Origin of the sequence: Silvanigrella paludirubra, from assembly GCF_009208775.1 — a bacterium.
In the GTDB taxonomy this organism is placed as follows: Bacteria; Bdellovibrionota_B; Oligoflexia; order Silvanigrellales; family Silvanigrellaceae; genus Silvanigrella; species Silvanigrella paludirubra.
Genome location: NZ_WFLM01000002.1, coordinates 471,766 through 498,402 on the forward strand (window position 1 = coordinate 471,766; position 26,637 = coordinate 498,402).

A 26,637-nucleotide genomic window follows, 5' to 3' on the forward strand; every position below is an offset into this window, starting at 1 on the left:
GTTTCGTTAAATTTAAGGAAAATGAAATGGTTTCATTTATTAAAAATAAAGAATTACTTTCTCCTCTTACCAAAGAAGCACACGCTTTTGCAAAATTTCGAATTAATGCTAAAAAATATTCTGCAAGCTTAATTGAAGAAATTGCAATAGGTCAGTCTATAGGTGCATGGGAAGAACAACATGTTGAACCGCGTCTTTTAAAAACTAAAGTAGCTAAAATTATCGCTTGTGAATCAAATGAAAATTTTCACGAAGCCACTGTTGCTTTTCCTGTAAATATTTGGCACCGGAAGTTGTCATGGTTATTTGCAATTTTATTTGGAAAAATGAGTTTTTATGAAGGTGTTCAATTAAATTCTGTTTGGTTTTCACCAGATTGTTTTGATGAAGAAAATTTAATAGGACCAAAATATTCTCCGCAATCCCTTCGATCTCTTGTTGGAGCAAAAAAAGATAGCCCTTTGCTTATGGGAATATTAAAACCCAATGTTGCAATGAGTGCTGAAAAAATATCTCAATTATTTCTTGAGGCCTCGGAAGCAGGAACTCATATATTAAAAGATGATGAAATTCGTCATGATAATTCTCCTTTAGAAGCTATTAAAAGAGTAGAAATCATTGCGAATGAATCTGCAAAAAGAAATATAAAATCTATTTATGCTGTTCATCTCCAAATAGAAGGTACAAAATACATTGAGCATGCTAAAAGACTAATAGATGCAGGTGCCCAATCCTTTTTAATCAATACCTGGACTTCAGGAATAGAATGTTTACAAGAAATTCGTAAAGTAACAAATATTCCTATATTATCACATCCAAGTTTAGTTGGTGCCTTTGGATTATCAGAGGAAAATTCAACAATTCACCCTCGCGTTACTTTAGCGCAATTTATTCGTGCAGCAGGAGCCGATTTAAGCCTATTCCCTAGTCCTTATGGAAAACTTGGTCTTGAAAAATCCATAGCTCTAGAAATTGCAAATTGTTGTCTCACAAAAAATGAAAATTGGCCCATTCAACCTATGATGCCAGTTCCTAGTGCTGGAATTAAACCTGAACATGCTCCTTTGGCAAAAAAAGATTTTGGAAATGATTTTGTTTTAAATGCAGGTACAGGAATATTTTCAAGCCCTGAAGGAATTCAAAAAAGCATTGAAAAATTTAGAGAAGAGCTTGATAAAACATGAGAACTTATAAAAAAATAATAAAAGACTCTACCTTTTTTCCAATATCACTTTTTGAGTTAAATGAATTAAATAAAATTTGTACTGTTGCTAAAAGACTGGATAATAGAAATGCTATTCCTGCTACAAGTAGCAATTTTAGCATTCGTGCAAAAAATGATGATGCTTTTTTAATTACGAGATCTGGCCTTCATAAAAGAAATTTAAATCCTACTCATTTTATTCGTACAAATTTATTTGGAAAACCTTTGCATCCAATTTCTCCAAAGCCAAGTGATGAAACATTATTGCATGCAATGATTTATCGAAATTTTAGCGTAGCCCATTCAGTGATTCATTGTCATGCACCCGAATTAGAATCCATATCTTTATTAAATTGCGAAATTTTGAAACAGGATAAAAATGAAAACGAATATTTAACTTGTGGCTATTATAAAATAAAAGGTCATGAAGTTTTAAAAGCATTAGGTTTTAAAACTCATTTAGAGGATTATTTTTTACCTGTCATAAAAAATGATCAAGATATGGAAAAACTTTCCCATTTGATCGAATATTATTTTTTTAAACATCAGCAAAAATTACCTATGTGTGCTTTTCATATTGAAAATCATGGGATTTATTGTTTTGGAAATTCTGTTCATCAAGCAGAACTTCGAATTGAATCCATTTTGCATTTATTAACCAGCCTAAAGTAGATACTTTTCAAACCGACTAAACATAAGAGTTTTTTAATTTAAACAAATTAAGGGTTCTATGTTTAATAAAGAGAAATTACAAAATATAAGATTTCCTCTTACTATTAAAATAGCTTTATCTCTTATTTTAATCATTTTTATTGTAATGGGAGTAAGTACATTTTTAGATATTAAAGAAAATAGAAAAGATATGGAAAATTATGAAAAGAAAAATAACATATCCGCATTTACCTCTGCATTACCCGTAATGGAAAATGCTCTTTGGGAAATAGATTTTAAGACAATTAATTCCACTTTAAATCAAATGATGAAAAACCCTAATGTTATTTCAGTCTCTCTTTTTTCTGAAACAGGTTACTCTATCTCTTATGTAGAAAAAGGTTCAAAAAAAGAATTATTAAATTTAAATTTAGAAGACTTTATTAGTAACGAAGATAAAGACAGACTTTTTAAAATGGAGTATAATAATAAAAACACAGTTATTCTTCAAATTAAAGATGACAAAAATGAAACATTTACTTTAGCATATCCTTTATTTTTTAAAAACACAAAAAAATCAAATTTGTTAAATATCAAAGTTGGATATTTAATTATGGTTTACTCCACTCATCATATTGCCATAGCAAATAACGAAATATTTTATAAATCCGTTATTCTTTCTACTTTATTAGGACTCGTTATTATTTTAACAAGCTTTTTAGTGATAAGAAAAGTTATTATTAATCCAATAAAAGAATTAGAAAAAGCAAGCATTGAAATTGCAAAAAATAATTTAATACAAACACCTTTAAAAAAGGGATATTTTGGCAATGATGAAATTGAAAGTTTAAAAATTAACTTTAATTTTATGGTTAGACAAATTATTCAACTAATTAAAGATGAAAAAGAACAACAAAGAATGGCAAACGAACTAGAAACAACTAAAATCATACAAAAGTCATTTATTCCAAAAGCAAAAAATTTAAGAGTTGGTTTTTTTGAACTTTCTGGTTTTTTTCAATCTGCATCCGAGTGCGGAGGAGACTGGTGGCATTTTTATCCTTTAAGTGAAAAACGAATTATGATTATGCTAGGCGACGTAACAGGTCACGGAACCCCAAGTGCCATGTTAACAGCGGCTGTAAAAGGTTATTGCGATTCAATTTATGCTCGAAAAAGCTTAGATACTTCAAAAATTCTAGAAGAATTAGATGTTGTTGTTAGAAGCATTGGCGGTGAGGAACGAATGATGACCATGTTCGTTGCGATTATTGATCCAATTAAACAAAAGCTCACTTATTCAAATGCTGCCCAAAACTTTCCATTTGTTATTGATCAAAATACAAATACAACTTCTCCTATAACTCTATTAGGTAACGGTAAAAGACTGGGCTATTTAAGCCCAATAAGCCACAGAAAAGTAAGTTTATTTAAAATTCATACAATAGATTTTAAAATTGATAATGTATTATTTTTATATAGTGATGGATTAACAGAAGCTAAAAACACAGGAAAAAGAGAATATTCTGATAGAAGATTAATTAAAAAATTAAAAAGCCTGCAAACAAAGGACACTTCCGAAATTATTAAAATGATAAATATGGATTTAATTGAATTTACTCAAGGGGAACCTTTGGAAGACGATGTTACGTTTGTAGCTTGTAGATTATGTGAAACTGAAAACAAAGAATATACTACAGAAATTATAAATTATTTTGATTCCCAAAAAGATGAGAATGAAATCATACAAATTGATAAAGTATCCTAGAAAAAAAATGCCTATACGTTAGGCAAAAATGTTTCGTAAGAACAATTTTGCCTAATCCCACAATGAAAATACTTAGATAATAAAAATAGACATTAACAGTACAAAAACAGGAGTAATTCATTATGGAAGATTTTGAACTTGTATTAGAAGATATAGAATTAAGTTCTCATAAAATTGAGTACTATGATATTGAAATCAACTCTCCCATTACAGAAGAAGATATTCGCTACGCTCAGTTAGAAGACATTATATTTAGGGAAAACAACAATGAATTTAACGGTAGAAAAAACATTCCACTATTTAGGGACCAGAATCTTTCCAGGAATTCCTTTAACTAAAGACGGTATAATTGGTTTTACCCTTCCTGATACTCCTGAAAAAACGATAGCTCAAAAAATTCAAATATTTGCAAATTCTCAAAATGTGGATAACATATATTCCTTTATTACCTGCATTATAGATAACTTAGAAAAAAAAGAGTTAGAAGCTATAAAAGAATATTTACCAAACGTAACACATATTGGAAACTTTGGTGTTGGATTTAACCATATAGATATTGATTATGCTAAAAATCTTGGTTTTAGAGTAACAAACTCACCTGGAGTACTGACCGAGGCTACTGCCGATATTGCCTTTACACTTTTATTGTGTGTAACAAGAAGGGTAGCAGAAGGGTATTCTATTGTTAAAAATACATCTAAATACCCTGGCTGGGCCCCTGATTATCTATTAGGTACTAGTTTACAAAATAAAACATTAGGTATTGTTGGTTACGGCGAAATTGGCAAAGCTTTGGCAAAAAGAGCAAAAGCATTTGGCTTAAAATGTGTTGCATTAAAATCTAACAATTGGGATTCAATAGATAAAAACTCTAGTATTGAAATTGAACGCCTTTCTGAAAACGATTTTTTTAAGGTTTCCGATATTATTTCATTAAACTGCCCACTAACGGAACAATCAAAAAACTGGTTGAATCAAGAAAGAATTTCAAAGATAAAGCAAGGAGCTGTTATTATTAACACAGCCAGAGGGGAACTTATCGACGAACCCAGCTTGGCAGATGCTTTAAATAATAACCACCTATCTGGTGCAGGACTGGATGTCTTTTGCCACGAACCTGTTTTGTCTGAGCACCTCAAAACAGCAAAAAATATATTTATACTTCCTCATATAGGCAGTGCAACGCACGAAACACGCCAAGCTATGGGAGGTAGAGTTTTTGACTCAATAAAGGCTCATTTTAAAGAAAGGCAAGAATTACGGCAAAAAGGAGTTTTGCCTTTTCAAATTAAATAGATGAAAATTAAATTTCTTTTTGTTCTGTTATTTCATGCTTTTATAATAAATTCATATGCTTCCGATCCCAAAAATACCAATCCATCTTCTACAGATGTAAATTGGGATCATTTAATTGAAGCAAATCCATCACCAATGGCAAAACAGTTTGTTAAATCATCACATACTGTTTATCAAAGACTTCTTTATGGTGGCATTCCTTATCCTTCAAATAAAATAAATAACCGCTGGGAAAATGGATACAACACTTCCAGTGATAAATTTGTTTATATGAGAAAATATGGAGTCGATTGTACAAGACTTCTCCGCTATCTTTTTGTGAATATGTTAGATCTTCCTTATAATTCTAAAGAAAAAAATGCTCCCATTGTTAGCAAAACATTCACGCTTCAAAATAATCAAAGTCAACTCAAAAACTTTATCCAAATTCCCAAAACAAAAAATGGATTTAAACCTCAAACAGGCGATATTTTAGCTTTCCCTGGCCATACCATAGCTGTTTTAGATCCTAAAAATTGTATTGCAATTCAATCTAGTATTTGGCTCTGTAAAGAAATGAAAAATGGATTCTGTGTCGATTCTGATTACGGTAAATCTGCAGGAGTTTCTATTTATCACTTAGCCAGCGAACGCTTTTGTAAAAATGGCATTTGGAAGGGAATGGATAGCGATAAATTAAAATTTACCATCGGTTGGAGACATAAAGCATTTGATACTTGGATTACAAGCATGCCCTCTCAAGCAGTACCAAAGTCACGAATACTTTTAAAAGGAAAAAATTTAGCGGGTAAATACATCTATTTTCCAGGAAGCAAAACACCAGTTAAAGCCTCTTTATGGAAAAAAGGGAAGAAAAATCAATTCAAAAATGATGCAAATCAAATTGTTTCTTTAAATGTTCCACACGATGCAAAAAGTGGAAAATTAAAAATTTATTGGGGCACTGGCAATCCAAGTTTAGAAAAAACTGTGGAGTCATTAGAGAAAATCAACATCTATTCAAACCACAAAACAATTGTAAGTATTTATAAAGACTCTTATCTAGATTAGAGTCTTAAAATTTGGGTACCTGAACAACAATACTTAAACCTTTAGAAGTTTTAAATCCTTTTCTACAGGCATAAGCATGTCTTTGGTGCCCATCAAAACACAATAAATCTCCTTCATTAATCGTAAAAAATTCACTCTCCACCATAATTTCAAATGAACCTGAAAAACAAAAGAAATATTCTTCAGTACCTGGGCTATGTGGTGAGCCTGGAAATCGTTCATTTTCATTTAAAGAATATTCTTGCAAAATTAAATATCTTGAATTTTCTGGAGTTAGTTGAAGTACATGGATAAATTTTACAATATTTTCATCTGAGTAAATTAGTTTTTTTGGGATTTTTACAGCTTCTTCTTTTTTATATAATGCTGCAGTTGGAGTCGGTTTTTGCAATAAAGCAGACATTTCAACACCGAGTCCTTGAGAAATGCCAACTAATACTTGCAAAGTAGGGTTTCCTTCCCCTCTTTCCAAACTTGCAATGGTACTTCTTGGAACTCCAGATCTCTCAGAAAGTTGCTCTTGGCTCAAACCATATTCTCTTCTAAAGTTTTTCATATGTATTGCAATATACTGTCCAAAACTTTCTGGTTTTTCTGGTGTGACATTTTTCATCATAAACAAGGTACTCCAAAAAAATAGGAATTCTACATTTCAATTTAGAGTTTTACCTAAAAAATAAATTTAAAATGAATCTAATTTCGTATCATTTATTAGAAGATAGGTAAAATTTGCATGAATTTACATACAAAAAACTCTTAAAGAAGGTATATATTCATAATGTTTGGAATGACAACAAGGAAAGTGACCATGTTTAAACATATTATACTTCCAACATTCTGTTTTTTTTATTTTTTTGTGACAGGATGCACATCTACTAAAAATTCACATAGAAAATATATTAACTATAATCAAAATTATGTAGATCCTACACGTGTTGAAGTAGACTGGAAAAGCTTATATTCATCAAATGCTTCATCACAAGTCAGATCCTTTTTAAATTATTCTAAAGAAACAAAAAATGAGTTAAGTGAAAAAAAAATTCCATATGCATCGAATGGAATTGCTAAAAATTGGGATAATAAATACCTAAACTCAAAAAATAAATACGATTTTATGAGAAGAAATGGTGTTGATTGCACCAGATTCCTTTGGCATTTATATTCTGAAAAAATGAATTTACCTTTTAATTCTAAAACAAAAGGAGCACCGATTTTAAGCCACAGTTTTGCTCAAAGAAAATCAAATTCGGAATTAAAGAATTTTGTTCCTTTAAAAAAAAATGGGAATCTATTTAAACCACGAGCTGGAGATATCCTTGCTTTTCCTGGACATGCTCTTGCTGTTCTTGATCCCGATAAATGCATTGCAATTCAGTCCGCATCATGGGTTTGCAAAAAAAGAGCCGATAATGGGTCCTGTGTAAACTCAGCTACAGGTAAAGAAGCGGGAGTATCTATATATAAATTAACAAATAGAGGAGACTGTGAAAATGGATTGTGGAAACAATTGGATTCTCCTAAAAATAAATTTACGGCAGGATGGAGACATAAAGCATTAAATACCTGGATCGAAAAACTTCCTCCAAAAGCAAACGTAAACGACACAATTACTTTAATAGGATATAATATTTCTCACAGATATATTTACTTTAATGGAGCAAAAAAACCTTCTAAAACTTCATATTCTTTTTCAAAAACAAAAAATAAAAAATATGAAAATTTAGATATTGTTTCTATAAAAATTCCTCACGATGCTAAATCAGGAAAATTAAAAATTTATTGGGATAACAAAATTAAACCAGATATAAGACATACGGTAGAAAGTAATGATATTATTTACATAGAAAAAAACACTTTGTTAAGCTCAAGATAAATATTTAAAATTACTAAAAATTACATAATTTAAAAATTTTATTAGAAATTCAATAATATTTATCTAAATTGTTGATAAATTTTTAATCCTATTTTACAGTGAATATTATAGGCTTAAATGATGCCTGCTCAATTTTTAATTTCACTACATACAATTAAAATAAGAAAGAATATTAAAAATCAAAAAATAAGATATTTTAATTTTCAAAAAAACTATAAAATTAAATAGGACATAATATGAATTTAGAAAAACAAAAATCAGAAAATAATTTTAAAAGTAATTTAACAGATTTTAATAAAAAATGCCTAAAATATTCTGATATCATTAATGATTTTAAAAGCAGACGGGAATCCCTTGATTTAAAAGAGTTATACAATACAACTAAAAATAAATTAAATCATAAAATTAACCAAATTGAAGATCTCATTAACAAATCCTCTAACGAAACAGAGTATAATAATTTAAATCTTCAAAAAAAATATTTAATTCAAAAAATTACTTTAATTAATTTATTGCTTGATGAAAATTTAATGGAAGCTAAAAAAAATATAGATATTTTTTCGTATACTGAAGGAGATATGTTTAAAAATTCACTTATTTTTTGTTTGTATTCTCTAAAAAATAATTTTCCAGACTAATACTCAACACTATGATTTCTATATAAAATTAAATAACTTAATTTTTTATGATAGATTCTTCTATAAATTTCAAAATTTGGTTTAAATCATTAAAAATAGGGTATTTTAAAAACTTGGATTCTTCCGGTAAATAATTACTTCTACGTATCCAAAATCCATGTAAACCCGCTTCTTGTGCGCCTAAGGCATCATCGTGTAAAGAATCACCAATATGAATTGCGTTTTGTTTTTCGATTCCAACAAGTAAACAAGCATGATGAAATACACTAGGATCAGGTTTTCCTTTTTCAACAGTATCCGAACTTATAACAACGTCAAAACAGTTATCTATATTTAAAGCTCTTAACATACCATTAATGCGGTTTCCCCAATTTGTAATAATTCCAGTCTTAATAGGAAAACCATTTATTTTTCTTATTTTTAAAGCTGCTAATATTTCTTTTGCATCGGGACAGATTTGAACTCCAATAGCGTTTGATGTTGAGCCTTGCAATATAGTTCCCGATGCATCAAGAAAAACAGCATATTTTTCCAAATCTTTTTCATTTTTCATTTCATATTTTCTCTTATTTAAAGAATTGTTTCTTGAACAATCTGATTAATAATATTTGAAGAGCTTCTTTTTTCAGAAAGAGATCTAAAATTTAAAATACATCTATGCCTTAATACGGCAGGTGCTATTTCAGCTATATGTTCAAATTGAACCTCTGTTTTTCCTCGAATTAAAGCAATTGCCTTACTTGCGACTAGCAATGCTTGCGTTGCTCTTGGGCTAGCACCAAAATCTAAATAATCTTTTGCTACATTTAATTTTGATTCCTGCGGTCTTGTGTTACGTACAATTCGAACAACACCACTTAAAAGCTCATTACTAATAGAAACATTTTCAACAGTTTCTCTAGAATTTAATAATGTTTTAGCAAAAGGAGATGCGGTTAAATCTTCTATTTTTTTTGGTAAACACGCTACTTTTATTTCGGAATCAAAATCAGGGTAAGGAATTTCTAGGTTTAATAAAAATCGATCGAGTTGTGCTTCTGGTAAAGGAAAAGTTCCTTCGTTCTCTATTGGGTTTTGCGTTGCAAACACGTAAAAAGGAGATGGTAATGCTCTCGAAACACCACCTATGCTCACTTGACGCTCTTGCATAGCCTCTAAAAGAGCGGATTGTGTTCTTGGAGAAGCTCTATTAATTTCATCTGCAAGAATAAATGGGGAAAAAATAGGGCCAGGAGTAAAAACAATTTTTTTTAAATTTGGATCTTTTTCATCAAATTGGATTGTATCTCCACCCAAAATATCAAATGGTGTTAAATCGGGTGTGAATTGAATTCTTTTGTATTTATTTCCCAATGCGGAAGCTATATTTCGAACTAAAGTCGTTTTTGCCACACCTGGAGCACCCGTCAAAAGAGCGTGCTCATTACAGATCACGGCAACGACAATATGCTCAATAATTTCACTTTGTCCAAAAACTTTGTTATTCAGCAGTTCTACAAATTTTTGGGATGCATAAGATGTTTCTTGAAAATCTGGCATTTATTTAAACCTCTTCTTTAATTAAGGGGACTATGCCTAGCTTAACCTTTCAGAAGAAAAAGGGGAAGCCAGAAAGTACGACATCAAATAAAGCAGGCATTTGATTTAAAGAATCTAAAAAAGAAGCCTTCACTAAATTATAAATTAAAGGTACTTGAGAGCAGTGAAGAAACTTAAAGGAGTATACTTACTATGGCCTTAACAAATAAAAATAAGACCCTCGTAATAGGAGCTGGTGCCTTTGGAACAGCAATCGCCGCTTGTATTCATAGTCCTTCAAATCAAGTAAAAATCATTGCTAGAGAAGCAGATCCATTCGAATCCCTTAAGCGTCATAATACTCTTAAACATTGTGAAATGGAAACATTCGATAAATTTAATTCAAAATTTAGTGATTATAAATTAATAATACTAGCAATCCCTTGTCAAAGTCTGAGAAATGTGAACGAATGGATGTATCGACATTGGGAAAAGACTGAACAAAATAATGGTAAAGAAACAAAAAAAATAAATATCATTTCAGCTGCTAAAGGAATAGAACAAAAAACTCTTTTATTACCATCTCAAATTCTAGAAAATATCTGGCAAGAAAATGCTTCCATAGGTTCCCTAAGTGGTCCAAGTTTTGCAAAAGAAATGTTAGAAGGATTACCAACTTGTGTTGTTATTGCGTCAAAAGACGAAGATCTTTTAAATTTAGCTTCAAATTTATTGCATCGCCCATATTTTCGAATTTATGACTCAAAAGATATTATTGGAGTTGAAATTTCAGGTGCTCTTAAAAATGTAATTGCAATGGTAGCAGGTGCTGTTGATGGTTTAAAATTAGGGAATAATGCACGAGCTGCTGTGATAACAAGAGGACTCGCCGAAATTGCTCGTATTGGAGTAAAGTTAGGCGCAAATCCTATGACATTTTTAGGCTTAAGTGGAGTTGGTGACTTAATTTTAACATGCACAGGTGATTTATCACGAAATAGACAATTTGGTTTAAGAATGGCGCAGGGTGAAAGCAAAGAAAATATATTAAAAAGTATGGCACAAGTCGTAGAAGGAATCGCTACAACAAATAGCGCAAATGAACTTAGCAAAAAACTTGGAATTGAAACTTCAATTATAAATACGGCCTACAAAGTTTTATATGAAGACACTCCCATTATAGAAGCTGTTTCTTTATTAAACGATCGGCAACAAGGCTCTGAATTTAATTGGTGAAAATTTTTATTATTCAAAATTAGGAAACTTTACTTTATGAATCTATTTTCGGTTGAATCTAGTCTGATAGAAACAATTGCTACACTGATAGAAAATCCTAAGTTAACAAAAATTATTATCACAAATACAGAAGCTGAAGCCCAAGAATTTGAAGAATTTATTAAAAATGCTTCCGATGAATACTTAACTGCAAAAGATATTCTTTATATCCCAGGTTTTTTTCAAGCAGGTGTTTTTCGATTTGAATCTGCTCGTAAAATTATTGCTAAAAGATTAGAAGCTTCTTTTCTTTTAGCATCTCATTTCCCTAGAGTTATTATATGTAGTATTGCTGGTTTCACAAGAAATTTTCCAACTATAGAGTGGATTCAAAAAAATAAATATGAAATAAGAGTTGGTGACGATCTCGATCCCGATCTCCTTATTGAACAATTATCCCAACTAGCTTATTTACAAGTTCAAAGAGTAGAAGAAGTAGGTGAGTTTTGTGTCAGAGGTTCAATTGTTGATTTTTGGACTCCAGGAGAAAAAACCCCTTCTCGTATTGAAATATTTGGAGATGCGGTTGATAAAATAAGATCATTTCGCCCCTCTGATCAAAGATCCTTTCAAACTTTAAATAAAGTAACAATATTGCCTTCTAGAGAATTTGTATGGCCATATAAAAGCCAAATAGAAATTTCTGTTGAAAAATTTAATACAGCTATTTTACATCAAAAAGTAATGGGCGTAAGCCGTTCAAATTTACTTGAAGACTTAAAAGCAAATGTTCCTTTTGCTGGCATTGATGATATTTTTTATATGTTTTCTCAAGATGTTTTTCAATCCTTTCATGATTATATAAAAGAATTATCAATAAAAAATAATACTATTCTTTCTATAGGCTTTATTGGTGAAGAAGAACATTTTTTAAAATCTATTCATGAAATTGAAAAATTATATGAAAATTCATACTCCGCTGCTTTTGGAAAAAATTACCCTGTAGGTAAAATAGAATCTGTTTTTCCTAATATATTTAAAGCAAAACAATATATGACAGAAGAAAATTCTATTAAATCTAGATATTCTTTTCCAAAAGATATTTCTGAAGTTTTAAAACAAATTGAAAAACAAAAACTATCTAATAGAATTGAAAAATTAAATAACTTGCTTTCAGAAAATAAAATTGAAAATATTTTAATACTTGCCAATACAAATGATAGTTTTCTAGAATTTATAGGGATATCATCAAAATATTTTAATATTAATAATGAATACAAAAATCAAATTAATATTCCAAAATTTAAAATAAAAGATATTCTATCACATAATTTATCAGGTAATAAAATAACAAAACAAATTCATTGTTGTTTACTTAACTCAAAAGAAGGTTTTTATTTACCCCAATCAAAAACATTAGCTATATCTGAAAATTGGATCAGAGGTGTCGCAAGCGCAGAAAAGTTTGAGAGTTTTACAGAAATTGACTCTAAACAAAGTTCCAAAGAAAATTCAGAAGCATTTTTAACCGCACAATATTCTGATTTTATCGAAGGTGATCTTGTTGTCCACGTTCAACATGGTATCGCACGTTTTCGTGGTTTGATGACCATTAAAATTCTGGATATCACGGGTGATTTTCTTGCTTTAGAATATGCAGAAAATGATAAAATATATGTACCTGTTCATAAATTAAATTTAATTCAAAAATATATTGGCTCTTCAGAAGGAACTTCATTAGACAGTTTAAAAGGAACTTCTTGGGAAAAAAGAAAAGCAAAAGCTAAAATTGATGTTGAAAAACTAGCTAAAGAACTTATGGAACATCAAGCAAAAAGAGCCATGACACCAGGCCATGCTTTTTCTAAAATTGATGAAGATTATATTTCTTTTGAAGATGCTTTTCCATTTGATGAAACTTTAGATCAATTGCGTGCCATAAAAGAAATTATGTCTGACATGAATCAGCCTAAAGCAATGGATAGATTATTATGTGGAGATGTTGGTTTTGGCAAAACAGAAGTTGCCATGCGTGCCGCTTATAGAAGTATATTAGATGGAAAACAAGTGGCTTGGCTAGTTCCTACAACTGTATTAGCCCATCAGCATTATAGGTCGTTAGTAGAAAGATTCTCTGATTTTGCTGCAAATATTTGTATATTAGATCGTTCTGTTACTTCAGCTTCAAAAATTCTAGAAAAACTCAAAAAAGGTGAAATTGATATATTAATAGGTACTCATCGCATTTTATCTAAAGACATCGATTTTAGAGACTTAGGTTTATTAATTGTTGATGAAGAACAGCGTTTCGGAGTTTTACAAAAAGAAAAAATTAAATCAATGTCCTACGGAGTTGATGTTTTAACCATGACAGCAACTCCTATTCCGAGAACGTTACAAATGGCCATGGTAGGACTCAGAGATTTAAGTTTACTTACGACTCCACCTAAATCACGCTTGGCAACAAAAACATTTGTTTGTCCTTTTGAAGAATCCATTATTATTGAAAGTATTCAGTTTGAATTAAATAGAGGTGGACAAGTATTTTATGTACATAATCGGGTAGAAGAGCTAAATAGTGTTTACGAATATTTACATAAAATTGTTCCAAACGCTAAAATATGCATAGGTCATGGAAAAATGACTCAAAAAGATCTTGAAAAAACCATAATTGAATTTTTAGATGGCAAATTTAATATATTATTATGCACTACAATTATTGAGTCTGGTATAGATATGCCAAATGTAAATACGATTATTGTACAAAATGCAGATTATTTTGGTTTAGCACAGCTTTATCAATTAAGAGGACGCGTTGGGAGAAGGTCAACAAGAGGTTATGCTTATTTTTTAACTTCACAAAACGCAAAAGAAGATCAAGAAGGAATGAAAAGACTTGAAATATTAAAGGAACATCAAGAATTAGGAAGCGGTTTTGTTATTGCAAGTCATGACATGGAAATGCGTGGTTCAGGAAATATATTAGGTGATGAACAAAGTGGAAAAGTAAGCGATGTTGGATTGGAAACATACTTACAAATGTTAGATGACGCAATTAAAACTCTTGGCGGAAATAAAGTAACAAATCATACCGAAGTAGAAATACAAATTCCTCTTATTGCACAAATACCTGAAAATTATGTTGAAAATTCTAGAGAACGTTTAAAAACATACCGTCGTTTTTTTGGTGCTCGTCAAGAAAGCGCATTGCAAAACCTTATCACAGAATGCGAAGATCGTTTTGGAACTATTCCTGTTGAAGTGAAAAACTTATCCGAACTTGCTCGAATAAGAAGATGGTTATTATCCCTGGGAGCAATATCACTCATTGTAGGAGATGATTCTACAGAAGTGCGTCTTGGGAAAGGGGTATTACAGCCGGACTCCTATGATGAATCAAGTGAACAACTCGTAAAACGCATTCTCGATGTTTGCAATCGCAAAGTTAAGGGTATGCGCATTACTCCAGATGGTAGACTTATTTTTGCCATTCGTAAAAAGAACTTTATTCAGGATAGTAATGGAACAATTACCGAATTAAAGAGAATTTTAAGTCTCCTTGCTGGGGAAGCTTATGAGGAAAATTCAAAATAATTTTTTATTCTTTATCATTATACTATTCTGTTTTATTCTTTTTTCTTTTTTTGAAAACAAAATATATGCTCAATTGCCTAAGACTTTTATAAAAGAAGAACTTCCTACGTTGCGGTCGGGCCCCCCTTTAAATATACAGGCCGCCTATGATAAAGAAGTTTTACTAGAAGTAACACCTGGCGATGATTATTCTTCTCAAAATTCTCATATAATATGGTCTATTAATAATAAAAAAATATGTACGGGAGTTTATTGCCCAATTGTTCTTAAAGAATCAGAATATTTGGATAGAGCGCCCATTCTAGACATCATTACTTATAACGAATATGGCGGAACAACATATACCTATGAATTTGAAATTCGCTCTAAAGAAGGGTTTGATTCCAAATCTTTAAACAAAGAAACAGAATATGTTAAGCCCAAAAATGACCCAATAGATTCTTTTTCAAGTCAAAAAGTTTCTGCTATTTTTGGTAAAGGAACACTTATTCAAAGCGATTATATTCTTTATATTGGTTCTGTTTCAAGATTTTTCAATTGGAAAAATGGGATTTTCCAAACAGATAATTTAGACACTTTAAAAATTTCAGATTCAGAATCAGGTTTATGGTTTTTGTTACCTTCTTCAAATTTATCTATTCAAAGTCCTACCGATGATGATCAATTAAGAAAAGCTAAATTAAATTTAGGAAGTTTAAGAGTGAAAGCTTCTGGTGGTAGAAATGATACCGATCAAAATACAGAAAGCTTTACGAACAAAATGCAAATTGAAACAGAAGAAATAAGTATTCTTGTTTCTCGTGGTGCAGATGTCGTTATGACAAGAGGAAAAGAAAATAATAAACTATTTACTAAAATAATCGTATTTAGCGGTGAAGCTCAGCTTATTCCTAATATTCGTTTTATAAAGGAATCCGAAAAATTTAATGATGATAAAATTAAACTAGGAACGGGTCTTGAATTCACAATTTATGAAGACGGTACAATTAAACCATTAGCAACACCAAATAGCTCGACAATAGATTATTTTATTGCTTTTACTACGACACAAGAAGAATTAAAAGCAAGATATGAAATAAAAAACATTGATAATCTTTCCGAAATTTTAGATAGAGCTGCTATTTTAGCTGAAAATGAAGAATATTTTGAATTGTTAAATCTTCTTACCCCTCTTCAAAATTTAATAGATAAAGACATTCGAATTTCATATTATTTAGGATTTGCAAAAAAAGGATTATATCAAAACCAAGATGCAAAAAAATACTTTATTCACGCTAAAAAAATGGATAGTAATTTTCCAATGGCTCATTGGCAACTTGGATTAATTTATCTTGAAGAAAAAAATTATCCCTATGCTGAAAATGAATTTTTACTTGCCCATAAAAATATTCCAAAAGGTAGCAAAGTAGATCATGAATACGGGTATTATGTTGGTGTTCCGTATTTTTTTAATAATAAAATGCTGTTAGCAAAAAATACGTTTCAGAGTGCTGTTTGGGATACAGAACTTGATCCTTCATTAAGACAATCTGCAGCTGAATTTTTAAAAAGAATTAACATTGAAAAACCTTGGAGCCTATTTGTTCCATTAGGAATTCAATATGACTCAAATGTATTATCCATTGCACAAAATCAATCTTTACCAAGTCAATACACCGATAAAAGTGTTTTTAGATCCATCGCAGGAGGCGTTTACTCCTATGATAGTTCAAAAGAATCAAATAATGATGGTTGGTTTTTAGGAGGAGGCGCAAAGCTCTTTTATATAAAAAACTTAACAAATGATTATAGTTCTTTAGATGCTCTTGTTTTAGAAGGCAGCGTTTATGAAACAAGACGCTGGATGAAAGACGAAGAAAAAAAAGAACACGATTCCGTGCGTATATACCAAACGGGTGGTGCTGTTTTTGTTGATAATAAACAAGATAATCTTTATTTTTTAGGAGGAGGAGTCTATAAATCACTTGAATTAAATGCAGGTGTACAAATAGATATTTCTGATAGAACAGTTTCAAATCAAAGAAGCGGTTTAGTTTACAATCAGTATTTTTCATTGGGACTAGGACAATACGGACCATTTGTTTTGGATTTAAATCTTCAAGGCCAAGAACAAATTATGTTTAATACTTCAGATACAGTGGGAAGTACTTTTGAAATCATTGCGACTCCTTCTGCAAGTTATTCCATTAATTCAAAAACAAGTTTAAAATTTGGCACTACATTCGACTTTTTATATACTTTTATCTCACCTATTCAAAGCAAATATAAATTTATTCCAACAGCAGCTATAAATTACTTTATACTAGACTGGTTAATTGGTACATTTAGCGCTTCATTTGAATATGATCGGGTTTTACCAGATAATACAAATGTATATAGGCCTGGAGCCTCTCTTATTGTAACAGGTATTTTTTAGGAAATTCATGAAATCTCAATTACAATTAAATAAACTAAATTCTTTTAAAGAAAAAGTTTACTCATTTTCTTTTGCAAATTATCCATCAACATCGCGAATTCATAAATTACAGAATTTTTCAAGTTTAAATTCTATTTATGTTAAAAGAGATGATGAGCTTGGCTTTGGAGCGAGCGGATCTAAATTAAGAAAATATTTATCTTTAATTCCTTTTTTAATACAAAACAAATATCATGAAGTTATAGTTATCGGAGGCGCATATTCAAATAATATACTTACGGCATCTCAATTATTAATTGAAAATAATATACAACCCATTTTATTTCTACCAGAAATAAAAAATGAAAATAGGCGTGGTAATTTTTTGCTTACTTCTTTATTAATAGATAAAAATAATATTCATTTTTTAAATCAATCTGATTTTAGTAGTCTAAATTTAATTATTGAAAATTATTGTCAACATAAAAAAGAAAAAGGAATTAATGTTGGAATAATTCAAGAAGGAGCAAATATGAAAGAGGCTTTACCAGGAGCTCTTTCATTATGTTTTGATATTATAAAAAATGAGAGAGATAATAATATAGAATTTAATCATATTTTTGTAGACTCTGGAACAGGTTTAATGGCTATTTCTTTAATTTTAGGTTTCTCTTATTTAAACAAAAACACCAAAATACATGTTCTACAAGTTGCAGGTCATAAAGATGAATTTAACAATTCAATCCAATTTTATTTAGATTATTTTCAAAAACAATTTCAAATTCAAATAAATACTTTATCTGACTACGAATTGTATTTTCCAAGCTCTGCAAAATCATTTGGCTCTACAAATGCATCCATATTTAAAAGTATAATTGATATTTGTAGAAATAATGGAATTATTACCGATCCCATTTATAGTGCAAAACTATTTCATGAAGGCAAAAAAATTATAGAAAAAAATGACTTACAAGGAAATATTTTGTTTATTCACTCTGGAGGAGGACTTAGTTTATTTGGATTTCAGAATGAACTATTTAAGTATTATAATAAATATTGCGATTCAAACTAAAAATCTATTTGATTTGCTTCTGTAAAAAAAGCACTCCCATTATATTTATCTTTTCCAAAGTTTTTTATTATTTTTTGAGATCTATCGCTTTTTAAGTACTTTAAAAATTCAATGGATTCCGTACTTGGGTTTTGTTGTAACAAAGCGACACAAGGATTCAAAAGTTCATATCCACCTTTTATATACACGATTAAATTTTTCAGTTTGTGAGAAGCCTTTAACCATGTTCCCCAGTCTGTTATCGTATATATATTTTCACTATCTGCTTTTAATAAAGCATCTTCAGGAAATACAGAAAATTTAAAGTACCATTCTAAATTCTCTGAATAAGGTTCTTTATGTATTAGTTTCCATAAAAGTCTCTCTTTTTCATTTGTTCCTGAAAAATCATTTCTTGATAAAAAAACTTTTTTTCCAGGATTTTTTTCTGAGTAATTATATATTTTTGCAAATGAATTTGCTGGAGAATCATTTTTATTTAATTTAACAAAATTATTTTTTGGTCCAACAATAATAAAATGATCATTAAATATTGTAGATAAATTACTTACCAATCCTTCATTCATCGCTTTTTTTGCTTCAATTGGCTCATAAATCAAAGCAATATCTACTTTTTTTTCTTTTAAAAGATTCAAACTATTTAAAGAAATGTTTTGATACCACTCAATAGCAATGTTAGTATCTTTATGTATAGATAAATAATCATTTGCTAGTTCTTTCAAAATTCCTGTTGGACCCGCTCCCCCATTGCTTAATTTTAATTTTTTTGAAGTATTTTTATCACCATAAACTTCTTTCGGTATATCACTTGTTTTAACTGATTGAGTTTGATTATCTTGAAATGAATATAGAAATACAGAAATCATAACAAAAAATAATAAATTGATTATTTTCATAGATTATAACTCCCAAAGTAAGGGATAAATTATTATATTTTTTATTTAGAACTTGAGAGTTATAATTAATCTATTTTAATTTTAGAAGCAAATACTATTTTAATTTTTATAAAAAAAACTTATTCTGTTACTGGTACCTTAACATTATAGGTACAAGCTGTATTATATGCATAGGCAATGGCATTAATTTGATCTTTTGTATAGTTCATATCTTTTGCCGCATTGATAATAGCTTGTGCTGCTCCTACTTGGTTTGTAGTTTCTATTGTTTTAGATAAACCATTCAAAAATGCCTTATCCATTGCAACACCACCAATTTTATCACGTGCAACAAGGTTACAAGAGGACCAATATTGTCCAGACTTATGTGAGTCTCCCGTATTCACAACATCAGTAGGGTATTTTCTACCAATATTCCAGTTAGAAACACGACCGGGCCAAAATGGATTATGACCATCCCAACGCATAACCCAATTGTATTGAGGATCCGTTGGTTTCCAAGTATTTTCAGGAAGGTCACGAACATAGGCAGAAGCTAAATAGTCGCCCGTGCCCTCACCGATTCCATCCTCATCCGTATTGCCTGCATTACCATGTGTAATCCAATCATGAATCCCATGCCCTAATTCATGAACAACAACCATGGAATCTTCCGAATCGTCTACTCCGCCTTGACCCATTGCCATTTTCCCAGACGCATCAGAATAATGCGAATTGTCTTCACCATTAAGACCATGAGGATCAAAACTAACTCCCGTACTATATTGATAAGGCGTTACTTTAACATTTAAAGTTTCATTTATATAACGCATAAAGGTATCAATTGCATAAAATGCCGTAACAGCATCAAAATATTTATTCGTTCTTGTATAATTAAATTCTGCTTTTACTTCAGCTGGACACGCATTATCTTTGGGTTGCTCTGTATCATCACATTTTGCATACTTGCTTTCTAAAATGTATTTTCCATTAACAAGTTTTATATCTTTTAAAGTAACACTTGATCTTGCGGCTGTTAGAACAGGGGAATCTTTAGGAATTTGAGATGTATTACTTGATGTTGGAGAATCAGTATTATCTACAAAACCTTTGTCCCCATAAATATGATGAGTTGCCGTAACAGGATCTGGTTTATAAACCATTCCTTTTCCCTCAATTCTTCTTAGCTTATCTTCTGCTCTTAAAATTTTTCCAGTAGAACTATCAATTAGCAATTCCCAATCAGAAGCTTTTCCTCCATTTGGAGATATTCTAATTTTCCAAGTTTCAAATTGATTTCCACTTTGTTCTTTATAAAAAACTAATTCAGCTTTATTAAATTTAATTTCTTTAAATCCTAAATAAGAACTAGCTATTGCTATAGCTTGTTCTTTAGTTATTTTAGATTTATTATTTGAAGTCATTTTTTTATCAAAATCAATTCCAGTAATTGTATTACTTGCAACAAAAGTTATTTTGCTATTTCTATTTATTGTAATTGCAATTGAACTTCCATAAACAGAAAGTCCATTCACCTTTTGTTCTAAGCGAACAACAGAAAAATCACTATTTTGTCTTATTGAAGTAACAGTCAATTCAGAAATTGATTTTTGATTCAATCCAAATTTATTTGCGTTTTGAGTTATGTAATCTTTTGCTATTAAAACTAAAGTTCTACTGTCCTCTTCACTTTCACCAGATAAAACAAAATTTAAGGACTGATAGTTTGGCTCTGATATAATAGAAGCAGTACCATCTGAATGGTACCATCCATCAAAGGTTTCTTGTAAATACTTTTGTGGAGTTACCCCAATACTCAAATTTTGTTTTAATTCTGATGAATTTGAATTACTCGCAGCTGAAGCATTTAATGCTATCGTAACAAAAAGAGAAAGACCTAAAGTTTTTAAAGGAAATTTCAAATAACTCAATGCAAATACTCCTTGAATAAATCGCTTTTTAAGCACGTAAATTTAAATGCTTAAATAAGCTAGTTTAAAAAGTTTTATGCGAACAAGTTCTATCGTTACGGAAATAAGATTAGAAAAATACCATAACTTTTTTTTTGCATCAATAAAATTAAAAAATATTAATAATAAATATATCTTATAAAATTAAAAATGAAGTACAAATTATATATAAATAAATTAGGTATTATAATTTGCAATTAAAATTAAAATTTAATAATAAAATTTTAAATTGCCAAAATAGGCAATTCATTTTTTATATTAGAAAGATTATGAATGTATAAAAATGAATTTTTCTATCCTCAAAAATACATAATAAATCAAAATATAATAACAAAAAACGAGAAAAGATTTGACCCTTCAAAACATATTATCAAATTTATATTCAAAAGAAGAATACTTGGAGTATTTAAGTAAAAAAATAGGTTCTTTAAAACCGTTTACAATTTAATATTTTTTTTCTCAAAACTGAGTCAATTGATAATATTCCAGCTCCTTTTGTAATTAAAGTCAAAAGCAAAATAATATATAGAAATTCATTTAATCCAAATAAGGAACTTATTGATGAAATTTCTTCTAATTTAGCTGTTATAATAGCTACTAGCATAATTATTGATAATGGTATTGCAGAAATTCGAGTTGCAAAACCAATAAAGATAAAAAAACCAAATATAAGCTCAGAGCTTGCAACAAAAGGAGCTAATATTGAAGCAAATGGCATTCCTAAACTTGTAAAATAGTCTATTGTTTTATCCAAATGCATAAGTTTTCCCCAACCGGAAAAAACAAATACTCCTGCAATCGTAATTCTTATTAATAATACAACCAATAATTGTAAATTTTCAGAAAATTTACTGAATTTTTCTAAATATAAATTTTTTAACATTTCATTCCCCACGATAAATAAAGTGACTAATAATACCTTTTTTAACCCAATTTGAAAAACATTTGGAAATTTGCTTTTCATTACATACTTGAGTTTTTTCAACTATTTCTTCAATATTCAATCCCTGAGAAATTTTTTGAAGAATATTCCAATCTTTTTTTAAAATACATTCCACATTGATTATTCCATTATTTCTATATATTATGTAATAATTTATTTTATTTGAAATAGATTTTTTTATGCTTTTTTTATGCAAAGCCCAAGGTGATTCAAAAAAAATCACGGAAGAATCTAATTTTAAAATAATTTTATTCTGCTTTTCACTTGGTACTAAAGCAATTGAAGAAAAATTAAAGTAATCTGAATTTTTAGCTAAAAAACATAAACATTTTATCCATTCTAATTTAGCTAAATCTTCCATGTACTTAATTTCTTTACCCCAATTTGATTCTGCTATAAAATCTGGTAAGTTCTTACTAAACTCACCTAAGCTCCAGTACGTAGAAGGATATTTAATTCTATATTCTTCTACTAATTTATTAAAATTATCTTCATTTAATATTTCATAAATTTTAGGAAAATCTTCTTTTAAAGAAGAATAAATTCTTTGATTATATGCTGTTCTATATACTAATAATCTTTCAAATACAGAAATTGGTAATTGATCTAAAATTACATTTTCAATTTCATTTGCTCCGGTTTTTAAATAATCAGCGAATTGTTGTTGAAGTATCTTGAATGAAAGATTTTTCATTTTCTTGTTTCCTTATTTCTGCAATCTTCAACACTTCATTTTGAACTTCATCCCATTCTGGAATATTATCATCGCGTTCAAGCATAACGCTTCTATTTCCAAAATGACCAACAGACCATCTATAGAGATCCCATACATCATCACAAATTGGAGCATCATGTGTATCTACAAGATGTGTTCCTTTATCAGTATGCCCCGCTAAATGAATTTGACAAACCCTCTCTTTTGGTATTGCTTTTAAATAATCTAATGCATTAAAATTATGATTTTTAGAACTCACATAAACATTATTAATATCCAAAAGAATACCACAATCCGCTTTTTTAACTAATAAATTTAAAAATTCTACTTCACTTATTTCGGATTGAATAAATTGCAAATAAGTCGAAGGATTCTCCATTAAAATGCGGCGACCTAAAATATCTTGAACTTGTAGAATTTTATTTGCTACATGCTCTAAGACTTCTTCAGTATAGGGAAGAGGTAATAAATCATGAAAATTTTCATTAAATACACCTGACCAACTCAAATGATCGGAAACCCAAGCTGGATTTATTTTATTTATTAACTCTTTTAATGAATTTAAATAAGCAATATTTACAGGATCTACTGAACCAATATTTAAAGAAACACCATGAAGCACAACAGGATAATTTTTTCTAACATTTTCCAAAACTTTAAAAGGACGTTCATTCTTATAATTATTAGTCCAGTCCATATAATTTTCTGAAATCACTTCAACCCATGAAACTGATTTTGGTTTTTGATTTAAAAACTCATAGTAATGCTGTGGACGAAGTCCAACTCCAACACCAAGATCTTTAAAGCCGCTAATCATAATTCAAAACCTTTTTATGAATAATTGTATCAAAAAAATATAAGTCTGGACCATAAAATAAATTAAATATTATTTAATTTATTTTTTTTGCCCACAACCATCTTTACCTGCACATGAGTTTTTATCTTTTTTCAACTCTTTTTGCCCACAACCATCTTTACCTGCGCATGAGTTTTTGTCTTTTTTAGATTCTTTTTGTCCACAACCATCTTTGCCTGAGCATGAGTTTTTATCTTGTTTTGTTTTTTTATCGCTTGATTTACATCCATTTTTTTCAGTTGGATTAGAAGGATTTGTAGCAGATTTAGGTGCTTGGTCCTGCGCCAAGGCCACACCACTTGATAAAATTGCCGAAACAACAGCACCAGTTAAAACTTTTGAAAATTGACTCTTACTCATATAGACTCTCCCTATGTTATAAACGATTCCCAATGAATCGTTCTGTATGTTAGTGAGCTTGGACACCAATTTTTTACAAAATTTTTATTTAATTTTTTATGAAAATTGTGTAATTAATTTTTATTGTTTAATTTTAGCCTATTACAAGAGACTTCATTAAAATATGCAAAACAAATCAAATCTTAATTTTAGTTCTACTGAGTTTTTAACTCAATTAAGAGATAAAGAACACAATGCTTTTAATAGCTTAGTAAATACTTATTCAGAGCAGCTCTATAGAACATCTTTAGGATTAGGATTTAATAGAAATGATTCCAGAGAGTTAACTCAAATCGTTTGGACAACCTTATATGAAATCATTTCCGAATTTAAAGGAAAATCACATATTCGAACTTTTATATTTGGAATATTATACAATAAAGCATCTGAATTTCGCAGAGAACAGAAAAAATTCCTTGGTCCTGACGTTGTTGATGATATTATGAATGAAAGATTCGATCATAAAGGAAATTGGGTGAAACCCCCAATTGATCCTGAAAAATTTCTTTTAGGCGCCGAATCAAATCAAATTATTGAAAAATGCCTTGAAAGTTTGCCTCTTAAATTAAAAATGGCATTTGCTTTAAAAGAAATTGAGGAAAAAAAGAATTCAGAGATTTGTGAATTATTAAATTTAAGCTATTCAAATCTTGGAGTTATTATTTATAGAGCAAAAAACAGACTACGTGAATGCATTGAAGGCAAAGTTAAAAAAATGTAAAGGTAACTTATAGTATGGGTTCTTGTAAAAAAATCGTAACAATCTTAAGTAAAAGTGAAGATATTTCTTTTATTAAAAAAGCTAGAATACAATTCCATTTGTTTTTGTGCGAAAATTGTATGAGATATAAAAAGCATTTAGATATTATAAATAAAAATATGAAAAAAGTTTTTGAAAAAAGAATGGAAATAACTGAAAAAGAAATAGAAGAAATTAAAAAAGAAAACTATAAAAAAGATTAATACCTTTTTTATAGTTTATTGGCATGATAAACCCGTTGAATCACCAACTAAATTTATTTTCATAACTCCCGCTAAAATGACGTTTGAAGGACAATTTAATAGTTGAGGAATAATAAAACCAAAATCTTTTTCTACTTCACCTGTCATAACAAGATTTATCATTAAATTTAATTGCCAAGGTAGTTTTGGATCGGCAGGAGTATCAATAGCCCCATTAGTTTCTAACTTAATATTTTCTGAACTAAATCCTGTTCCATTAGATATATTTATCTTTTTGCCATTCCAATTTAAATCTAACATTGCCTTAGAAAAAATTTGTTTGGGAATATTTAATGATTCATTTGCCATATTTAAATAACCATTTTTTAAGTTTAAATTCACTTTTGCAAACGTCTTATCTTGAAAATCTATATTACCATTTAATTTCCCACCCAAAGAAGTCTTTGAAATAATAGGAAGAACTAATGCTAATTCAGGTTTTTCAAAAGACTTAACGGCAAACAATATTTGGTTGAAAATATTATCAAGCATGAAATCTTTAAAATTCGCGTCGGCTTTTTTAATAAAAACATCTCCAGAAATAACTGAAAATAAGGGCAATGTGATTGATGATTGAAGAACCCCATTATTTTGTTTTGCCTCTAAATTAATAGTAATATTTCCAATAAATAAAGATAAAATAGAAAGCCTAGCTGTTACGTTATCTATTAATAAAGCACCTTTGGAATCAAATTTATTTGAAACTTCTATCCCCTGGAGCTCAAGACCAGTAAACCAATAAGGCTTTAATGTTTTAATTGAAAAATTTAGAGGGAATTTAGATCTATTTAAAATACCTTGAACTTCTAAAACAATATTTTCTTTAACTAAAGAATAGGGAAATGTTTGATATATTAAAACAATAAAAGATATTATACCTAATATAAAATAACTGATAATTTTTTTTTTATTCATAATTAATAAAACACCTTGATAAATTGAATTTTAGTTATTTTGTTTTTCAATTGGCATAAGAGCTTCCACTGTCAACAAAACATCAAAATAAAGTTTCGCTTCGGTTATTGATATTAATCGAAATTTTGAAACCTTAAGCTTATTAGGCATTTGTTCAACAGCATTTATGTATTCCATCATTTTCTTTAAACTAACCCCTGATAACTTAAAATCTACACTCACTATTTGAAACTGCTCTGCTAAGGGATTTTGATTTGGAAGTTTTGCAATAACAGGTTTCACGGGAAACCCAGAAATTTGGAGTCCCATATCTTTTGCTTTTTGATCTAATAAATTAATAATAGGTAAATTTGCATTTGTTGATTTAATTCCATTTTCAAGCTCGTCAAAGTTTGTTTGAACGGCTACATAAGCGGGTCTTACTTCTTTTAATGCATTTGAGTTAATATAAGCGCTTGATAGTTTATTTTGTAAAGAAAATAGACCAACTAAATAAATTATAATTGTTAGAACAAATAAAACAATTGCAGAAATAATAGAAGAAACAATAATTAATGAACGGCGTTCATGATTTAATCTATAAAAATTTTCAATTAAATAATCTAGTCTGCTATTGTTTTCTCCAAAAATAAATGTTTTTACCGTTTGTGTTACTTGAGCTAAATTTTCAGAATATCTATTGCTCATT

24 protein-coding genes are annotated in these 26,637 nt (G+C 29.4%); 13 read left to right on the forward strand and 11 right to left on the reverse strand.

The annotated features are described in order from the left end of the window. Positions 1–26 precede the first annotated feature (26 nt). From GCL60_RS06165 to GCL60_RS06190, 5 genes are all read left to right on the forward strand, one after another. The gene (locus GCL60_RS06165; protein WP_153419284.1) at positions 27–1,184 is read left to right on the forward strand and encodes a RuBisCO large subunit C-terminal-like domain-containing protein; all 1,158 of its coding nucleotides are present in this window, start codon (positions 27–29) and stop codon (positions 1,182–1,184) included. Further along, positions 1,181–1,876 (forward strand): class II aldolase/adducin family protein, encoded by a 696-nt coding sequence (locus GCL60_RS06170; protein WP_153419286.1) that lies wholly within the window; start codon positions 1,181–1,183, stop codon positions 1,874–1,876. The genes GCL60_RS06165 and GCL60_RS06170 overlap by 4 nt, the downstream gene beginning before the upstream one ends. A 58-nt stretch (positions 1,877–1,934) precedes the next feature. Continuing rightward, positions 1,935–3,623 (forward strand): SpoIIE family protein phosphatase, encoded by a 1,689-nt coding sequence (locus tag GCL60_RS06175; RefSeq protein ID WP_153419288.1) that lies wholly within the window; start codon positions 1,935–1,937, stop codon positions 3,621–3,623. A 267-nt stretch (positions 3,624–3,890) separates the two neighbouring features. Next, positions 3,891–4,919 (forward strand): NAD(P)-dependent oxidoreductase, encoded by a 1,029-nt coding sequence (locus GCL60_RS06185; RefSeq protein WP_153419292.1) that lies wholly within the window; start codon positions 3,891–3,893, stop codon positions 4,917–4,919. Continuing rightward, a complete protein-coding gene (locus GCL60_RS06190) occupies positions 4,920–5,969 on the forward strand; it encodes a hypothetical protein (RefSeq protein ID WP_153419294.1) in 1,050 nt (349 codons plus the stop codon). Between the two features lie 4 nt (positions 5,970–5,973). Here the strand turns inward: GCL60_RS06190 and GCL60_RS06195 are convergent, their stop codons facing one another. Beyond that, on the reverse strand, positions 5,974–6,585 hold the full coding sequence (locus GCL60_RS06195) for a helix-turn-helix domain-containing protein (RefSeq protein ID WP_153419296.1): 612 nt from the start codon (positions 6,583–6,585) through the stop codon (positions 5,974–5,976). A 192-nt stretch (positions 6,586–6,777) separates the two neighbouring features. On the opposite strand from GCL60_RS06195, the gene GCL60_RS06200 reads away from it, so the two are divergent. Both GCL60_RS06200 and GCL60_RS06205 read left to right on the forward strand, forming a co-directional pair. After that, positions 6,778–7,842, forward strand: coding sequence for a hypothetical protein (locus GCL60_RS06200; RefSeq protein ID WP_153419298.1), 1,065 nt, complete (start codon positions 6,778–6,780; stop codon positions 7,840–7,842). A 236-nt stretch (positions 7,843–8,078) separates the two neighbouring features. Further along, the gene (locus GCL60_RS06205; RefSeq protein WP_153419300.1) at positions 8,079–8,480 is read left to right on the forward strand and encodes a hypothetical protein; all 402 of its coding nucleotides are present in this window, start codon (positions 8,079–8,081) and stop codon (positions 8,478–8,480) included. A gap of 37 nt (positions 8,481–8,517) precedes the next feature. Here the strand turns inward: GCL60_RS06205 and GCL60_RS06210 are convergent, their stop codons facing one another. Further along, on the reverse strand, positions 8,518–9,033 hold the full coding sequence (locus GCL60_RS06210) for an HAD family hydrolase (RefSeq protein WP_153419302.1): 516 nt from the start codon (positions 9,031–9,033) through the stop codon (positions 8,518–8,520). A gap of 17 nt (positions 9,034–9,050) precedes the next feature. Continuing rightward, a complete protein-coding gene (locus GCL60_RS06215; protein WP_153419304.1) occupies positions 9,051–10,019 on the reverse strand; it encodes an AAA family ATPase in 969 nt (322 codons plus the stop codon). A 192-nt stretch (positions 10,020–10,211) separates the two neighbouring features. Here GCL60_RS06215 and GCL60_RS06220 point away from each other — a divergent pair, with 192 nt between their 5' ends. The 4 genes from GCL60_RS06220 to GCL60_RS06235 are packed head-to-tail and all read left to right on the forward strand — an operon-like array spanning position 10,212 to position 18,274. Further along, the gene (locus GCL60_RS06220; protein ID WP_153419306.1) at positions 10,212–11,234 is read left to right on the forward strand and encodes an NAD(P)H-dependent glycerol-3-phosphate dehydrogenase; all 1,023 of its coding nucleotides are present in this window, start codon (positions 10,212–10,214) and stop codon (positions 11,232–11,234) included. A 36-nt stretch (positions 11,235–11,270) separates the two neighbouring features. Next, complete coding sequence (mfd, locus tag GCL60_RS06225) at positions 11,271–14,807, forward strand: transcription-repair coupling factor (RefSeq protein ID WP_153419308.1); 3,537 nt, start codon at positions 11,271–11,273, stop codon at positions 14,805–14,807. Then, entirely contained in the window at positions 14,788–17,223 is a 2,436-nt protein-coding gene (locus GCL60_RS06230; protein WP_153419310.1) for a tetratricopeptide repeat protein, read from the forward strand. Before mfd ends, GCL60_RS06230 begins: the two co-directional genes overlap by 20 nt. Positions 17,224–17,230: 7 nt before the next feature. After that, positions 17,231–18,274 carry a pyridoxal-phosphate dependent enzyme gene (locus tag GCL60_RS06235; RefSeq protein ID WP_153419312.1) on the forward strand — a complete coding sequence of 348 codons (1,044 nt, stop codon included), beginning with the start codon at positions 17,231–17,233 and terminating at the stop codon, positions 18,272–18,274. Here the strand turns inward: GCL60_RS06235 and GCL60_RS06240 are convergent. The 6 genes from GCL60_RS06240 to GCL60_RS06265 form a co-directional block, all read right to left on the reverse strand. Then, entirely contained in the window at positions 18,271–19,170 is a 900-nt protein-coding gene (locus GCL60_RS06240; RefSeq protein WP_153419314.1) for a substrate-binding domain-containing protein, read from the reverse strand. The two genes, GCL60_RS06235 and GCL60_RS06240, sit on opposite strands and share 4 nt — an antisense overlap. Positions 19,171–19,289: 119 nt before the next feature. After that, complete coding sequence (locus GCL60_RS06245; RefSeq protein ID WP_153419316.1) at positions 19,290–21,080, reverse strand: PepSY domain-containing protein; 1,791 nt, start codon at positions 21,078–21,080, stop codon at positions 19,290–19,292. A gap of 466 nt (positions 21,081–21,546) precedes the next feature. Then, positions 21,547–22,002, reverse strand: a complete 456-nt coding sequence (locus tag GCL60_RS06250; RefSeq protein ID WP_161998102.1) for a DoxX family protein — start codon at positions 22,000–22,002, stop codon at positions 21,547–21,549. Position 22,003: 1 nt separating this feature from the next. Beyond that, the gene (locus GCL60_RS06255; protein WP_153419320.1) at positions 22,004–22,756 is read right to left on the reverse strand and encodes an HvfC/BufC N-terminal domain-containing protein; all 753 of its coding nucleotides are present in this window, start codon (positions 22,754–22,756) and stop codon (positions 22,004–22,006) included. Further along, the gene (bufB, locus tag GCL60_RS06260) at positions 22,713–23,594 is read right to left on the reverse strand and encodes an MNIO family bufferin maturase (protein WP_153419322.1); all 882 of its coding nucleotides are present in this window, start codon (positions 23,592–23,594) and stop codon (positions 22,713–22,715) included. The genes GCL60_RS06255 and bufB overlap by 44 nt, the downstream gene beginning before the upstream one ends. 78 nt (positions 23,595–23,672) lie before the next feature. Then, positions 23,673–23,993, reverse strand: coding sequence for a hypothetical protein (locus GCL60_RS06265; protein ID WP_153419324.1), 321 nt, complete (start codon positions 23,991–23,993; stop codon positions 23,673–23,675). Between the two features lie 163 nt (positions 23,994–24,156). Here GCL60_RS06265 and GCL60_RS06270 point away from each other — a divergent pair, with 163 nt between their 5' ends. Further along, positions 24,157–24,753 carry an RNA polymerase sigma factor gene (locus tag GCL60_RS06270; RefSeq protein ID WP_153419326.1) on the forward strand — a complete coding sequence of 199 codons (597 nt, stop codon included), beginning with the start codon at positions 24,157–24,159 and terminating at the stop codon, positions 24,751–24,753. 14 nt (positions 24,754–24,767) lie between these two features. Further along, positions 24,768–24,995, forward strand: a complete 228-nt coding sequence (locus tag GCL60_RS06275; protein WP_153419328.1) for a hypothetical protein — start codon at positions 24,768–24,770, stop codon at positions 24,993–24,995. Positions 24,996–25,010: 15 nt separating this feature from the next. On the opposite strand, the gene GCL60_RS06280 is transcribed toward GCL60_RS06275, so the two are convergent. Beyond that, on the reverse strand, positions 25,011–25,949 hold the full coding sequence (locus GCL60_RS06280) for a hypothetical protein (protein ID WP_153419330.1): 939 nt from the start codon (positions 25,947–25,949) through the stop codon (positions 25,011–25,013). A 30-nt stretch (positions 25,950–25,979) separates the two neighbouring features. Beyond that, on the reverse strand, positions 25,980–26,636 hold the full coding sequence (locus GCL60_RS06285; protein ID WP_153419332.1) for a hypothetical protein: 657 nt from the start codon (positions 26,634–26,636) through the stop codon (positions 25,980–25,982). Position 26,637 lies beyond the last annotated feature (1 nt).

What these genes read in the sequence shown, in the direction of transcription:
- GCL60_RS06165 (WP_153419284.1), top strand. Translation starts at nt 27, where the DNA reads ATGGTTTCATTTATTAAAAATAAAGAATTACTTTCTCCTCTTACCAAA.
- GCL60_RS06170 (WP_153419286.1), top strand. Translation starts at nt 1,181, where the DNA reads ATGAGAACTTATAAAAAAATAATAAAAGACTCTACCTTTTTTCCAATA.
- GCL60_RS06175 (WP_153419288.1), top strand. Translation starts at nt 1,935, where the DNA reads ATGTTTAATAAAGAGAAATTACAAAATATAAGATTTCCTCTTACTATT.
- GCL60_RS06185 (WP_153419292.1), top strand. Translation starts at nt 3,891, where the DNA reads ATGAATTTAACGGTAGAAAAAACATTCCACTATTTAGGGACCAGAATC.
- GCL60_RS06190 (WP_153419294.1), top strand. Translation starts at nt 4,920, where the DNA reads ATGAAAATTAAATTTCTTTTTGTTCTGTTATTTCATGCTTTTATAATA.
- GCL60_RS06195 (WP_153419296.1), bottom strand. Translation starts at nt 6,585, where the DNA reads ATGATGAAAAATGTCACACCAGAAAAACCAGAAAGTTTTGGACAGTAT.
- GCL60_RS06200 (WP_153419298.1), top strand. Translation starts at nt 6,778, where the DNA reads ATGTTTAAACATATTATACTTCCAACATTCTGTTTTTTTTATTTTTTT.
- GCL60_RS06205 (WP_153419300.1), top strand. Translation starts at nt 8,079, where the DNA reads ATGAATTTAGAAAAACAAAAATCAGAAAATAATTTTAAAAGTAATTTA.
- GCL60_RS06210 (WP_153419302.1), bottom strand. Translation starts at nt 9,033, where the DNA reads ATGAAAAATGAAAAAGATTTGGAAAAATATGCTGTTTTTCTTGATGCA.
- GCL60_RS06215 (WP_153419304.1), bottom strand. Translation starts at nt 10,019, where the DNA reads ATGCCAGATTTTCAAGAAACATCTTATGCATCCCAAAAATTTGTAGAA.
- GCL60_RS06220 (WP_153419306.1), top strand. Translation starts at nt 10,212, where the DNA reads ATGGCCTTAACAAATAAAAATAAGACCCTCGTAATAGGAGCTGGTGCC.
- mfd (WP_153419308.1), top strand. Translation starts at nt 11,271, where the DNA reads ATGAATCTATTTTCGGTTGAATCTAGTCTGATAGAAACAATTGCTACA.
- GCL60_RS06230 (WP_153419310.1), top strand. Translation starts at nt 14,788, where the DNA reads ATGAGGAAAATTCAAAATAATTTTTTATTCTTTATCATTATACTATTC.
- GCL60_RS06235 (WP_153419312.1), top strand. Translation starts at nt 17,231, where the DNA reads ATGAAATCTCAATTACAATTAAATAAACTAAATTCTTTTAAAGAAAAA.
- GCL60_RS06240 (WP_153419314.1), bottom strand. Translation starts at nt 19,170, where the DNA reads ATGAAAATAATCAATTTATTATTTTTTGTTATGATTTCTGTATTTCTA.
- GCL60_RS06250 (WP_161998102.1), bottom strand. Translation starts at nt 22,002, where the DNA reads ATGTTAAAAAATTTATATTTAGAAAAATTCAGTAAATTTTCTGAAAAT.
- GCL60_RS06255 (WP_153419320.1), bottom strand. Translation starts at nt 22,756, where the DNA reads ATGAAAAATCTTTCATTCAAGATACTTCAACAACAATTCGCTGATTAT.
- bufB (WP_153419322.1), bottom strand. Translation starts at nt 23,594, where the DNA reads ATGATTAGCGGCTTTAAAGATCTTGGTGTTGGAGTTGGACTTCGTCCA.
- GCL60_RS06265 (WP_153419324.1), bottom strand. Translation starts at nt 23,993, where the DNA reads ATGAGTAAGAGTCAATTTTCAAAAGTTTTAACTGGTGCTGTTGTTTCG.
- GCL60_RS06270 (WP_153419326.1), top strand. Translation starts at nt 24,157, where the DNA reads ATGCAAAACAAATCAAATCTTAATTTTAGTTCTACTGAGTTTTTAACT.
- GCL60_RS06275 (WP_153419328.1), top strand. Translation starts at nt 24,768, where the DNA reads ATGGGTTCTTGTAAAAAAATCGTAACAATCTTAAGTAAAAGTGAAGAT.
- GCL60_RS06280 (WP_153419330.1), bottom strand. Translation starts at nt 25,949, where the DNA reads ATGAATAAAAAAAAAATTATCAGTTATTTTATATTAGGTATAATATCT.
- GCL60_RS06285 (WP_153419332.1), bottom strand. Translation starts at nt 26,636, where the DNA reads ATGAGCAATAGATATTCTGAAAATTTAGCTCAAGTAACACAAACGGTA.